This is a genomic window from Bacillus cereus group sp. TH152-1LC, from assembly GCF_027710505.1.
GTDB classification, from domain to species: domain Bacteria; phylum Bacillota; class Bacilli; order Bacillales; family Bacillaceae_G; genus Bacillus_A; species Bacillus_A mobilis.
This window is the reverse complement of sequence record NZ_JAQFNK010000017.1, coordinates 60,131-72,645: the sequence shown is the minus strand read 5'-3', so window position 1 is coordinate 72,645 and position 12,515 is coordinate 60,131. Positions and strand designations below refer to the sequence as shown.

The window sequence follows — 12,515 nt, the reverse complement described above, 5'->3', positions numbered from 1 at the left end:
GTAATTTCCTTGTTAAGAGAAGGACATGTGAAATAATGTTAAAGTTTAAAGTAATAGAAGGGATATATTTCTGTTTGCTTAATAATGAGGAATCTTTTTAAGTCCTTACATAAGGGAGTGAAATAATGTATAAGTATTTACATATTTTTAACGATATAGAAAACATGATTCAACATGGAGTGATAAAAGAAGGACAGAAATTACCGTCAATACGATCGCTTGTTACGCAATATGAATGCAATAAGGCGACAATTATACGGGCACTACATGAATTAGAAAAGCGTCATATTATTTATTCCGTCCCTCAAAGTGGATACTACGTTGTTCGAAAATCAGGGAGTACTATAGAAATTGACAAGATAATTGATTTTGCTTCTTCAGCACCAGATCCAGATATTTTTCCATATTTAGATTTTCAACATTGTATTAATAAAGCCATTGATACATATAAAAATGACTTGTTTGTATATGGAACGCCAAAAGGTTTACCGTCTTTAATTCCGGTCATTCAAAAACAATTAGCAAACTATCAAGTCTTCACTAAAGAAGAAAATATTTTTATAACGTCAGGTGTACAACAAGCTCTTGCAATCTTAACTTCTATACCATTTCCAAATGAAAATGAAACGATATTAATTGAACAACCAACATATCATTTATATATTGAATATCTAGAAATAAACAAAATTCCTGTAATCGGTATTAAACGTACGAATGAAGGTATTGACTTAGATGAATTGGAACGTATTTTTCGGACAGGTAATATAAAATTCTTTTATACAATACCAAGATATCATCATCCACTTGGAACGTCTTATTCTAAAGAGGAGAAAGAAAAAATCGTGCTACTGGCTAAAAAATATAATGTATTTATAGTGGAAGATGATTATTTAGCAGATTTAGAAACGGATTCAAAAGCAGATCCGTTATATAGCTTGGATAATTGTAATCATGTAATATATTTAAAAAGTTACTCTAAGATTATTTTTCCAGGTTTACGGGTTGGAGTTGCGGTCATTCCGCCATCCATTGCAAATGATTTCCATACATATAAAAAGATTTTAGATATTGATAGTCCGATGATTTCTCAAGCGGCTTTAGAAATTTATATAAAGAGTGGCATGTTTGAACGTCATAGAAATAAAATTAAATCTTCCTATCACGATAGATCTAAAAAACTAGCAGAAATATTAGAAAGAATGCATAATGAAAATCCGCTTTTATTTACATATACAAAGCAGAATACAATTGGAATCCACACTTGTTTAGAATTACATAAAACAAGTATTTCAGAAATGTTTTTACAAATATTAGGTGAAATACAAATAAGTATTGATGCGATTGATAAAAATTATATGAGAGGTTTTCCGAAAGAAAGACTATTAAAGTTAAATGTATCGAATGTGAAGGAAGATAGGATTGAAGAAGGTATTCGTAAAGTAATTGAGGAAATCAAACAATCAGGACAGTTGAATTTTCAGTTTAGAAAAGAATAATTTGAATTAGGAGGGTTGTTGTGAGACGTAAAATAATTCTCTTGTTTGTGTGTATTGTTATAATAATTGGAGCTATCGTTGTGACTAAATATTATAAAAAAGATGATCAATGCATTGCGGTTGGTAAGTATTCAAGAGGTATTATCGTAAATCAAAATAACGAACCTATATCTAATGTGAAAATTTATGAAGATTCAATCGAAAGTAAGGAACGCAGTATTTCAAATATACAAGGCGAATTTGAAATGCTAAATGGAGTTTGTGGCGAGATTGTATTACAATTTGTTACTCCAGATGGAGAAATCTATACAAAGAAATATGATAGTAATCATATACCGGAAGTGATAGAACTTAGTTATAAAAAGTAGAAGAAAAGTGTTACGTTAATACTTTTTAGAGCACTCAATTGTTGAGTGCTCTTTTTGTTTAGGACATAATTGTTTTAAATGGAAATAAACTACCAATAGATGATATCCTTAAAGTATAGCATTTATTTTTAATAGGAGGGTGATGGAGTCTATGGCAGTACGTATAGTCGATGATTTACAACAATTATCGTTGTTACTAATGTTTTTATGTACATTTATATTTTACAGATACTTAAAGAAAGTGAAACGAGAGAGAAAATTGACTGGTTTTGAATGGACAATGTATTTTGTCACTCAATTTGCAACATTAATTTGGGCAGTCACTTATTTTATTAAACATTTAGCTGAATCGTAATTTCTATTCATTTCATCTAGTTTACTGTTATCTATTAGGAACATAAATATAGTCCGTATCTAAATCAATGACAACAGCGCTCAAGACGTCTTCTTGTAGTAATTTTGGAGTTTTTTCATACTGGTACTGCACACAAAATAAGATTAGAAGCTCTTCATTAGACATCTCTTCATTTTTCACATTTAAATACATTGTTCTTAATTCGTTTAGAGAATAGTTAAGGCCAATAACATACTCATTTATTCCATATCCATCAAATTCAATTATCATATTATCACTGTTGGTTGCTATCCAAATTTATAGCTTAAATTTTAGATGTATTTATTAAACATTGTTTGAAATGTAGTGAGAATATTTTTTTATAAAATGTGAGGGTTATAAATGGAACAAAATAAATTAGTTTTAGAAGGACCAAAACGGCTTAAGTGGGAAACGCGCGAAATTGAGTCTATACAGGATGATGAAATTATCGTTAAAACAATTGCAGGTGCAATAAGTATTGGAGCAGAGTTACCACAGTATAAAGAATCGGATGTTACAGATTCAAATCCTGATTATCCAAGAAAAACTGGATATGAAAGTTATGGTGAAGTTATTCAAGTTGGTAATAAAGTAACAAATTTATATGTAGGTGATAAAGTAGTCTCTTTTTATGGACATGAAACGGTAGGAATAGTTAAAGGGGATAAAGTAATTCGAGTGCCTAGTTATATAAAATCTAAAGTTGCTTTATTATCTATTCTTTCGTGTGATGCTGCTAAAGGGGTATTGAAATTAGACCCGCGACAGGATGAAAAAGTACTTATTACTGGAATGGGAGTTATCGGTTTACTCGCTTGTTATTTTTTAAAATGCTACGTAGGTGTTGAGCATGTGGATGTTGTTGAGCCTAATAAAAATAGAAGAGAATTTGCAAAGAAGTTTGGTGCGAAAAACCTCTTTGATTCGGAAGAGAAAATTATAGATACGTATAATTACGGTTTCGAATGTTCTGCTACAAATAGAGGGTTTCACACATTGCAAAAGGCTATTAAAAGTAATGGGGCGATATGTATTCTTTCTGATGGTAATATAGAAAATTTAACATTAACCGCCGACTTTTATCGAAAAGAATTGCAGATCATTGGTTCAAGTGACGGATATGATTATCAAAAACATGCAAATTGGTTTTTTAGTCAAATAGAACAGACACCATGGATAGAAGAGATTTTTCAACATGAAATTCATTATACTGCACTTACAAAATACTTTAAGGAATTAAGTGAAGGGATACTGCGGCCTTTGAAAGTGTTCGTTTCATATGAATAACAAATAAATCTAGTAATTATTTGTCACATATTTCATATATAGTTCGTCACATTTATGATAACTAAATGAGGAGGAACTGATATGAAAATATTTGTAGCAGGTGCAACGGGTGTAATAGGACGTTCTTTATTACCGAGGTTAATAAAAGAGGGTCATACCGTATTTGCAATGATTCGTAATGAATCGCAAATAGAGGCAATGAAGAAAATTGGTGCTATTCCAGTAATAGCTGATATATTTAATCGGCATGCTGTACTTTCTGTATTAAATAAAACAACACCTGATGTATTGATTCATCAATTAACATCATTGTCTACTTGGAATGTTGAGGATAATGCTAAAATTAGAATTGAAGGCACTCGTAACCTTGTTGATGCTGCTAAAAATGTAGAGGTAAAGAGAATAATCGCTCAAAGTATTTCATGGGCGTATGAAGCAGGAGATACACTTGCGACAGAAAAAGATTTATTAGATATTGCTGCCCCTATACCTCGGCAAGTGACTATTAATGGCATATTAAAACTAGAAGAAGCTGTTTCTGAGTTACCAGAAGCGGTTATACTTCGTTATGGTACGCTATATGGACCGGACACATGGTATGCGGAAAACGGAGAAATTGCAAATCAAGTTCGTAATAATGAACTTATCGCATCAGACGGGATAAGTTCGTTTATACATGTCGAAGATGCCGCTAGAGCAGCTATGTTAGCTCTTCATTGGCCTGCAGGAACCGTAAATATTGTAGATGATTTCCCGGCGACTAGTAAAGATTGGTTACCAATATATGCAGAAGCGATGGGGGCACCTATGCCTAAAGTTCAAACTGGTAAAAATAGTTGGGAAAGAGGAGCTTCAAATAATAAAGCGCGTAAAGAATATGGATGGAACCCTATATTTCCATCATGGTCTGAAGGGTTTAAAAACTTGGTAAATATGTAAAATACAACTTTAATGGGAATGCTAATAACATTCACTATTAAAGGATTGGCTATAATGAATATTATTATGGAGAGTATTATTTTAATTTTCACTGGAATGATTGCATTAAAAATGACTGGTAGTACATCTGTTAGCCAAATGACAAGAGCTGAAATCATTATAGTAGTATCAATTGGACGTATTATTGTAGAGCCTGTATTAAGTAGGAAAGTAGTCCCATCTATATTTGCGGCTGTAATATTTGCAAGTATACTTCTTATCATTCATTTCTTTGAATTGAAATCAAGGAAGGTGGAACAATTCCTTAATGGCAGTAGCATTATAATCGTTGAAAATGGAGAAATTGTAAAAGAGAATTTAGTGAAGGCGAAAATGTCGGAGCAACAACTATCTATACAATTAAGAGAAAAAGGAATTCATGATTTGAAGAGTTTACAGCAAGTTACGGCCGAACCGAATGGCCGTATTGGTTACCAATTAATACAGCAAGCGCAACCGATAACTTTAGAAATGCTAGAAAAGGTATTAGATCAGTACAATATAAAAAGATAATTTCTTATGTGAAAATGCCAATATACAATAGAAGTATTGGCATTTTTTATTTCTTCTAAATGTAAAAGTTAATATTTAGAATTCATATTCAACCAATCTTTAAATTAGATATAGGCTTATTAATATGCTATATTCAATGGACCTATAGTGACTGTGGTGAAAAAAGCAGCGTTAAAATTAATAGGTCTTTCATGTGATGCTAAGCATGAGATAAGAATAAGGAGATAGAAATATAAATGGAATTTTGGGAATCAAGCTTTATTGAGAAACAAACGATGTGGGGATTTGAACCTACTGAATCTGCAATTTTGACAAAAGATTTTTTTGTGGAAAACAATGTTAAAGACATATTAGTTCCGGGTATTGGATACGGAAGAAACGCAAAGGTGTTTATCGAAAATAGTATAAATGTAACAGGGATTGAAATTTCAAAAACAGCCATCGATTTAGCAAAACAAAATGGACTAGAAGATGTTAGTATATATCACGGCTCGGTAAACGAGATGCCTTTTGATGATAAACTTTATGATGGGATATTTAGTCATGCACTTCTTCATTTGTTGAATAAGCAGGAGCGAGAGAAATTTATTAAAGATTGTTATAATCAGTTAAAACCAGGCGGGTATTTGGTTTTTACAACAGTTTCTAAAAGAGCGCCAATGTATGGAAAAGGAAAACAGTTGGATAAAGATTATTTTGAGATAATGGAAGGCGTAAAAATGTTCTTCTATGATTCTGAATCTATAAAACAAGATTTTAATAAATATGGACTCGTACAAGTTTCAGAAATTGACGAACCAAATAAGAACATGGTAAATAAGCCTTCAATTAATTTCTTAATGATAAAATGTAAAAAATAACTATAATTAATAGTTATTAAATATTATTAAAGATGTTTATATATTGATAATGCACAAATAAAAAGGACAAGCATATAATAGAAATACCTATTAACTTTAAGTAACCTTAACTTTCTTTAATAGGATATCTCAAAATCCCCAAAAAGAGCACTTGCGGAAACAAGTGCTCTTTTATTTATGTATATTAAAGATTTAAAATTCGTTCGACTGATATGGAATTTTAAACCATTATTTTATATGAAGTGGTAAAATAAGTAGGGTAAATGTGTAAGGGGGCGAGGGATTTGAAACTAAAAGAGCTGGCGGATTTGTTATTGATTAAAGATACCATTGGGAATATGAATGTAGAAATTACGGGATTAGAAATGGATTCTAGAAAGATTACAAGTGGAAATCTGTTTATATGTGTATCAGGTATTGATGGTTTTCTTGAAGATCGTCACCAATTTGTTGAAGATGCAGTGAAAAAGGGTGCCGTGGCATTAATTGTAGAAAGAGATGTAAATATTGAAATACCTAAAATAATTGTTAAAGATGCTAGGTATGCTATGGCAGTTATTGCGTCACATTTCTATGGTTACCCATCTAATAAAATTAAGCTAATTGGAATAACAGGAACAAATGGTAAAACAACTACTTCCTATTTACTTGAAAAGATTTTGACTGATTATGGATTTCAAACAGGGCTTATGGGGAATAACGGAGTGAAAGTTGGTTCGAAATGGTATCCTACTGATATTAATACGCAAGAACCACCGATACTTCAGCGGAATTTGCAAACGATGAAAAATCATAATACAGATTATTGTGTTATGGAAGTTACCTCACAGGGTTTACATATGGAAAGAGTTAAAGGGTGTAACTTTAAAACCGCTGTTTTTACAAATTTAACTCAAGATCATTTGGACTACCATGGAACATTTGAGGAATATAAGCATGTAAAAGGTCTTCTATTTTCAAGATTAGGAAATGATTTTTCTACTACAGATAAAAAATTTGTTGTATTGAATGCAGACGATCCGTCGGTAGAATACTTTAAAAAAATTACTTCAGCTGAGGTTATTACATATGGGATACAAAATAGAGCTGATGTTCAAGCGAAGAACATAACTTTAAGCCCAAAAGGAATTCGTTGTGTAGTTGCATCCTTTAATGGAGAAATAGAAACCCATCTAAATCTGGTAGGCCGTTTTAATGTATATAATGCATTAGCAGCAATAACAGCAATAACAGCTGCATTGGTTGAAGGTATTCCGCTTACAAACATTAGTGACAGTTTATCTAGTGTAAAGAGCATTGAAGGTAGAATGGAAATCATAGACGAAAATCAAGATTTCCTTGTAATTGTGGACTATGCTCATACACCAGATGCGTTAGAAAATGTCCTCTCTACAATTAGCGAGTTTTCAAAAGGTAAAATTATTACTGTTTTCGGTTGCGGTGGAGATAGAGATACAAAAAAACGATCTATAATGGGTGAAATTGCTGGAAATTATAGTGATTTTGTTTATATTACTTCTGATAATCCACGTTCGGAAGATCCACAGGCAATAATGAAAGATATTGAAAAAGGGTTTTCGCAGAATAATAATTTGAATTATAAAGTAGAAGTAGATCGTGAACTTGCTATAAATCATGCAATAAACATGGCATCTTCTAATGATATTGTTTTGATTGCTGGGAAGGGGCATGAAACGTATCAAATTTTAAAGGATTCGACTATTCATTTTGATGATAAAGAAAAAGCTCGACAAGCAATTATTGATAAATGAATGAATTCAATTAATAGCTGAATAGTATTTCTAATAAAAATAATGTTTTAGAAGAAGCTAAAACTAATAACGAAGCAATTTTATAAAGAATTTATGATTGAAAGGTAAGGGTGTTTCTATGAATATATGAGGGAAAAACCTTACCTTTTATAGTTTTATTTCTGAAAAACAAATGTTATAGCATTTGTATTTAATTGAATATGCCTTTCATCGCGAACAATATCATAGACTAATTCTTTTACTTCAACTTTAATTTCTTTCCATTCCTTATAAATGCTTTTTAATAGATATATCATATCTTCAGTAGGAAGGTTAATTTCAATTAAAGCATCTAATTCTTCTTTCGTATGTAAGTCCATTTCTTGTATGTTCGAGTTAATAATGAAACAATTGATACCACCAGCTTTTGTACCTTTTTTCATAAAATGGAGCACGTTTGTTAAATCTTCTTCTGATTTGACATGCTCTAAACTTGATACTGCAACGATATAATCATAGGTATTAGGTTTGATGTAGTAATTTTCAATTGCTGCTTTTTCTGTTTTTATAACTTCAAATACATCATGTTCTTTACTATAAGTTTGTAATTTTGTTAACGCGGAATCCAGTAAGTCCACACATGTAACAGTACCACTAGCATTTTTTATTTTTTGTGCAATTGGAATACTATTTCTTCCAACGCCAGAGCCGAGATCAAGTACTTGCAAGTTGTTTTGTCCTTCAAAGTAATCCGTTAAGTCTATAACGGTTTTAACCGGTTTATAAAGCCAAGAGCCAGTTTCGAATAGTTTATATTGTTCATAGCAAAGGTCGTGATATTTCTTTTCTTCGTGTCTTATGTAATTAATACGATTCATAATAATCCAACTCCAATACTTTCATTCCAACATGGCCCTTCAGCTAAACTTGCTTTAGCATCTAAAACTAATTCTATATTACTGATCAAGATGTTCACCTCGCTTTATAAGATATTTATATAATTCGATAAGAATAGAGGTAAACCTTTAGTCAGAAGATATTAAGATTTGTACTTTGGAAAACTGATTTTCTCAAGTGATTAAAAAATGTATAAACATGGAGAGGAAAATGCATATGATGTTTTATGAAATTGTTTGCTTTTCTTGTAAAAATATATTCCGTGTATACGAAGGAAGTGAAAAATATAAGCGATTTAAAGAGAAACCGAAAGGGACATATTGTTGTGATGAATGTAGTCATAAAATTCAATTAGAAGCGATAAAGCATTTATTTAGATAGAATTTTAGTTCGGAAAAGTTTGACAATAAAAGTATTATAAATTATCATATGAAAAAACTAATATTTAAAATGGCATGGAAGAGAAGAGTAGTTAAGAAAGAATACGTACAGAGAGCTCTGGTAGCTGAGAAAGAGCGGTATACATCTTAATGAAAAAAGACTTGGAGCTGCGCAAGGAACTAATTTGTTTAGGGATGGTGCGACGGGTTCTCCCGTTATAGAGATAGGGTATAAGCATATTTTGCCGTACCTGAAGAGGTTAATATGGCGACGTATTAACAAACTGAGGTGGTACCGCGAAGCTAACAACTCTCGTCCTCAAGATGAATAATCTTGGGGGTGGGAGTTTTTTTATTGCATAAATTTGAAAATGTGAAAACAAATAATAATTGAGGTGAGTAACATATGCATTGGGCGTATGAAGTAGCACATGAATTAATTAGAAAACATCCAAACAAAGAAACGTTTGTTTGCGCATCTGGAATAAGTCCATCTGGTTCTGTTCATATCGGGAACTTTCGTGAAATAATAACGACGTATTTCGTGGTAAGAGCACTACAAGATTTAGGGAAAAAGACTCGTTTTATATTCTCATGGGATGATTATGATAGATTTAGAAAAGTTCCTAAAAATATTGATCCATCTTTTGCAAAATATATTGGTATGCCGTACTGTGATATTCCAGATCCATATGGCTGTCATAATTCGTATGCAGAGCATTTTGAAAAAGAGTTTGAGAAATCTCTTCAAGCATTTGGAATTGAAGTGGAATTCATAAATCAACATGCTGAATATAGAAGCAGACGGTATAACGAAAATATATTCGAGTCTTTATATAAAAGAAAAGAAATATATGATATTTTAATGGGTTTTAAAACTGGAGAGTGTAGTGAAGAAGAGCGAGAGAGCTTTTATCCAGTTACATTATATTGTGAAAAATGCGGGAAAGATGCAACAACGATTACACATTTTGATGAAGTATTAAAATCAGTTCAGTATGAATGTGTATGTGGAAATCAAAATGAATTATCAGTATTAAATACAAATAAAATGAAACTGAATTGGAAAATCGATTGGCCGATGAGGTGGATGATAGAGGATGTTATTTTTGAACCGGGTGGAAGAGATCATTCATCGGAAACGGGTAGTTATAATGTATCCAAGGAAATCGCAAAAGAAATATTTAATCGTGAAGCTCCTCATTACGTTGCGTATGATTTCATAGGAATAAAAGGGCATCACGAAAAAATGTCTAGTTCTTCAGGGAATAGTATTACACCTAGTGAGTTGTTAAAAGTGTATTTACCAGAAGTGATTCTTTTCATGTTTGCTAAATATAGACCAAACGCAGCTTTTCATATCGGTCTTGATGAAGATGTGATTCGCAATTATACAGAATATGAACGATTGAAAGATAGTTATGAGAATAAAATGCTCAAAAATGAAGATTTATTTGATGCAATTAAACTCTCTAGAGTTGATAGTGGGTTTAAAGAATATCCGAAATTTAACCAAGTAGCAGGAACGTTACCACTATTAAATTTTGATTCATCTATTTTACAAGATACATTAGAAAAAATAGATAGAAGTTATACATTAGATGCTATGATAGCGATATGTAACCGCGCAGAGTATTTGATAAGAAACTTTCAATCTGAAAAATTAATTGCGGTAAATCAAGAGAGAAATACAGAGTTTTACAACACATTAGATGAAAGACAGAAAGAATGGTTAGTAGAAGTTTGCAAAATACTTCGTTCTAATAAAGATTACTCTAACTTAATGGAAAATTTGTATTCAATTTGTCATCATGAAAATAAAAAAATAATGAAAGAAAATCAAAAACAATTGTTTTTGATTATATATAGGCTCATTATGAATCAGTCTAGCGGCCCACGTATACCGTTATTAATACATGTTGTGGGAGTTGAAAAGTTCATCGCATTATTAGAAGATTTCTAAACAATCTAAAAGAAACGCAAGTACTCAGAGATTTAAGTATTTGCGTTTCAAATTTTGCTATCGTGAATACATTTTTGGACATTCATCACCACGAGGTTCATAAAAACAATGACTTTTAAATTGCCCTGCAAACGGTTGGTTATACCATTCAGGTGGACAAGCTCCAGTTGGACGAAAATACCAAAGAGCCCATCGTGCTGGCCAGCGCCATTCACCTTGTAAAACTTTTCTTGCGATATCTTTTTCTGATTCGCGAGCACGCTGATAAAAATATCCGTATTGCACTGCTTCAAATCCACCGGGATTTTGATATACTGCATCACGCACAGATCGAAGTTGTTTAAAATCTAAGCAATCACAAAATACACGATTTACTACTACGCAACCAACAAGTTGTTCACCTTGTCGACCTTCTCCTTCAGCTTCAGCACGAATTAAGCGAGCTAGCAAATCCACATCGCTTTCGTTATATGGAATAAGGGGCATAGTGCTACCACCTTTCTTTACCTGTTATAGTAAAGAGTGTATGTATGAAAATAAGCTAAGTGCTTTTCTATATGTAAATATCAATAAATATTAAAAGGAGCTTTTACGAAAAAAGCTAATTAATAATTGTAGAGTAATATAAAAAAGGAGAGATAACATGTATCGCATTCATAAAGAACATATCGTTTACGCAATGTCACCAGATAATCAGCCTTGTATGGCAGTAGAAGTAGGGAGTCGTCTTGTATTTGAAACATATGATTGCTTTGAAAATCAAATTGACTCTGAAGATGTTGCGTTTCAAGAATTAGATTGGAACCGAATTAATCCAGCGACTGGTCCAGTATATATTAATGGTGCAGAACCTGGTGATATTTTAGTTGTATCGATTGAAAAGATTAAAATTGCAGAGCAAGGTGTTTTAACTACTGGCACGAATCTTGGCGTAATGGGTGAAGATTTAAACGGAAATACAGTGAAAATTGTCCTGATACATAATGAACATGTTTTGTTTTCAAATGAACTACAAATTCCGATTAATCCAATGATTGGTGTTATTGGTACTGCGCCGAAAGAAGAGAGTATTTCATGTGGCACTCCGCATGATCACGGCGGTAATATGGACTGTAAAGAAATAAAAGAAGGGACAACATTACTATTACCTGTAAATGTTCCTGGCGCTCTATTAGCATTAGGTGATTTACACGCGGCGATGGGTGATGGTGAAATTGGTGTTAGTGGAGTAGAGGTTGCTGGTGAGGTTACTGTAACAGTTCAAATTATAAAAGGAAAGAAATGGCCACTACCAATGGCTATTCAAAAAGAAAAAGTAATGACGATTGCTTCAGAGAAATTGTTAGATGATGCAGCGAATCGTGCTGTACGTAATATGGTGACATTTTTACATGAAGAATTAGAAATGTCTAAAGCTGATGCAACGCTTTTATTATCAGCTGCAGGTAATTTGAAAATTTGCCAAGTTGTGGATCCATTGAAGACTGCTCGGATGGAATTAGGTATGAATTATGTGGAGCAATTGAGATTTACTTTGAGTGAATTTCATATTAAATAAGAAATAATAGAAGAAGGATGCTGTTGTATAAAAGTATCCTTTTTGGATTTACGGATTATATAAAAAAAGGTAGTATTTATTTTATATA

The 12,515-nt window shown here is 32.1% G+C and carries 14 protein-coding genes and 1 other annotated feature; of the genes, 11 read left to right on the top strand and 3 right to left on the bottom strand.

Features of this window, described 5'->3' with window-relative positions:
- Positions 1–125: 125 nt before the first annotated feature.
- From PDL00_RS26375 to PDL00_RS26365, 3 genes are all read left to right on the top strand, one after another.
- Complete coding sequence (locus PDL00_RS26375; RefSeq protein ID WP_270732230.1) at positions 126–1,496, top strand: aminotransferase-like domain-containing protein; 1,371 nt, start codon at positions 126–128, stop codon at positions 1,494–1,496.
- A gap of 20 nt (positions 1,497–1,516) precedes the next feature.
- The gene (locus PDL00_RS26370; protein WP_242250517.1) at positions 1,517–1,864 is read left to right on the top strand and encodes a carboxypeptidase regulatory-like domain-containing protein; all 348 of its coding nucleotides are present in this window, start codon (positions 1,517–1,519) and stop codon (positions 1,862–1,864) included.
- Between the two features lie 151 nt (positions 1,865–2,015).
- The gene (locus PDL00_RS26365) at positions 2,016–2,219 is read left to right on the top strand and encodes a hypothetical protein (protein WP_242250518.1); all 204 of its coding nucleotides are present in this window, start codon (positions 2,016–2,018) and stop codon (positions 2,217–2,219) included.
- Positions 2,220–2,246: 27 nt separating this feature from the next.
- Here PDL00_RS26365 and PDL00_RS26360 read toward each other — a convergent pair whose 3' ends face one another.
- Complete coding sequence (locus tag PDL00_RS26360; protein ID WP_242250519.1) at positions 2,247–2,489, bottom strand: hypothetical protein; 243 nt, start codon at positions 2,487–2,489, stop codon at positions 2,247–2,249.
- A 111-nt stretch (positions 2,490–2,600) separates the two neighbouring features.
- Here PDL00_RS26360 and PDL00_RS26355 point away from each other — a divergent pair, with 111 nt between their 5' ends.
- The 5 genes from PDL00_RS26355 to PDL00_RS26335 all read left to right on the top strand — a co-directional run bounded on the left by PDL00_RS26355 (position 2,601) and on the right by PDL00_RS26335 (position 7,650).
- Positions 2,601–3,527 (top strand): zinc-binding dehydrogenase, encoded by a 927-nt coding sequence (locus PDL00_RS26355; RefSeq protein WP_270732228.1) that lies wholly within the window; start codon positions 2,601–2,603, stop codon positions 3,525–3,527.
- Positions 3,528–3,608: 81 nt separating this feature from the next.
- Positions 3,609–4,466 carry an NAD-dependent epimerase/dehydratase family protein gene (locus PDL00_RS26350; RefSeq protein WP_270732226.1) on the top strand — a complete coding sequence of 286 codons (858 nt, stop codon included), beginning with the start codon at positions 3,609–3,611 and terminating at the stop codon, positions 4,464–4,466.
- A gap of 54 nt (positions 4,467–4,520) precedes the next feature.
- Complete coding sequence (locus PDL00_RS26345; protein WP_242250522.1) at positions 4,521–5,018, top strand: DUF421 domain-containing protein; 498 nt, start codon at positions 4,521–4,523, stop codon at positions 5,016–5,018.
- 236 nt (positions 5,019–5,254) lie between these two features.
- Positions 5,255–5,878, top strand: coding sequence for a class I SAM-dependent methyltransferase (locus PDL00_RS26340; protein WP_270732224.1), 624 nt, complete (start codon positions 5,255–5,257; stop codon positions 5,876–5,878).
- 284 nt (positions 5,879–6,162) lie between these two features.
- The gene (locus PDL00_RS26335) at positions 6,163–7,650 is read left to right on the top strand and encodes a UDP-N-acetylmuramoyl-L-alanyl-D-glutamate--2,6-diaminopimelate ligase (protein ID WP_270732222.1); all 1,488 of its coding nucleotides are present in this window, start codon (positions 6,163–6,165) and stop codon (positions 7,648–7,650) included.
- 155 nt (positions 7,651–7,805) lie between these two features.
- On the opposite strand, the gene PDL00_RS26330 is transcribed toward PDL00_RS26335, so the two are convergent.
- Positions 7,806–8,507 (bottom strand): class I SAM-dependent methyltransferase, encoded by a 702-nt coding sequence (locus tag PDL00_RS26330; RefSeq protein WP_270732221.1) that lies wholly within the window; start codon positions 8,505–8,507, stop codon positions 7,806–7,808.
- Positions 8,508–8,736: 229 nt separating this feature from the next.
- Between PDL00_RS26330 and PDL00_RS26325 the strand changes: the two genes are divergently transcribed.
- Entirely contained in the window at positions 8,737–8,907 is a 171-nt protein-coding gene (locus PDL00_RS26325) for a DUF2197 domain-containing protein (RefSeq protein ID WP_064774857.1), read from the top strand.
- A 66-nt stretch (positions 8,908–8,973) separates the two neighbouring features.
- Positions 8,974–9,230 (top strand) — a binding site (T-box leader).
- Between the two features lie 82 nt (positions 9,231–9,312).
- Positions 9,313–10,869: a lysine--tRNA ligase gene (lysS, locus tag PDL00_RS26320; RefSeq protein WP_270732219.1), complete on the top strand. Its 1,557-nt coding sequence runs from the start codon at positions 9,313–9,315 to the stop codon at positions 10,867–10,869.
- Positions 10,870–10,926: 57 nt separating this feature from the next.
- Here lysS and PDL00_RS26315 read toward each other — a convergent pair whose 3' ends face one another.
- Positions 10,927–11,355 carry a cell wall hydrolase gene (locus tag PDL00_RS26315; protein WP_270732217.1) on the bottom strand — a complete coding sequence of 143 codons (429 nt, stop codon included), beginning with the start codon at positions 11,353–11,355 and terminating at the stop codon, positions 10,927–10,929.
- 157 nt (positions 11,356–11,512) lie between these two features.
- On the opposite strand from PDL00_RS26315, the gene PDL00_RS26310 reads away from it, so the two are divergent.
- The gene (locus tag PDL00_RS26310) at positions 11,513–12,427 is read left to right on the top strand and encodes an acetamidase/formamidase family protein (RefSeq protein ID WP_270732215.1); all 915 of its coding nucleotides are present in this window, start codon (positions 11,513–11,515) and stop codon (positions 12,425–12,427) included.
- The last annotated feature ends 88 nt before the right edge of the window (positions 12,428–12,515 follow it).

What these genes read in the sequence shown, in the direction of transcription:
- PDL00_RS26340 (WP_270732224.1), top strand. Translation starts at nt 5,255, where the DNA reads ATGGAATTTTGGGAATCAAGCTTTATTGAGAAACAAACGATGTGGGGA.
- PDL00_RS26310 (WP_270732215.1), top strand. Translation starts at nt 11,513, where the DNA reads ATGTATCGCATTCATAAAGAACATATCGTTTACGCAATGTCACCAGAT.
- PDL00_RS26360 (WP_242250519.1), bottom strand. Translation starts at nt 2,489, where the DNA reads ATGATAATTGAATTTGATGGATATGGAATAAATGAGTATGTTATTGGC.
- PDL00_RS26355 (WP_270732228.1), top strand. Translation starts at nt 2,601, where the DNA reads ATGGAACAAAATAAATTAGTTTTAGAAGGACCAAAACGGCTTAAGTGG.
- PDL00_RS26330 (WP_270732221.1), bottom strand. Translation starts at nt 8,507, where the DNA reads ATGAATCGTATTAATTACATAAGACACGAAGAAAAGAAATATCACGAC.
- PDL00_RS26365 (WP_242250518.1), top strand. Translation starts at nt 2,016, where the DNA reads ATGGCAGTACGTATAGTCGATGATTTACAACAATTATCGTTGTTACTA.
- PDL00_RS26375 (WP_270732230.1), top strand. Translation starts at nt 126, where the DNA reads ATGTATAAGTATTTACATATTTTTAACGATATAGAAAACATGATTCAA.
- PDL00_RS26315 (WP_270732217.1), bottom strand. Translation starts at nt 11,355, where the DNA reads ATGCCCCTTATTCCATATAACGAAAGCGATGTGGATTTGCTAGCTCGC.
- lysS (WP_270732219.1), top strand. Translation starts at nt 9,313, where the DNA reads ATGCATTGGGCGTATGAAGTAGCACATGAATTAATTAGAAAACATCCA.
- PDL00_RS26325 (WP_064774857.1), top strand. Translation starts at nt 8,737, where the DNA reads ATGCATATGATGTTTTATGAAATTGTTTGCTTTTCTTGTAAAAATATA.
- PDL00_RS26345 (WP_242250522.1), top strand. Translation starts at nt 4,521, where the DNA reads ATGAATATTATTATGGAGAGTATTATTTTAATTTTCACTGGAATGATT.
- PDL00_RS26350 (WP_270732226.1), top strand. Translation starts at nt 3,609, where the DNA reads ATGAAAATATTTGTAGCAGGTGCAACGGGTGTAATAGGACGTTCTTTA.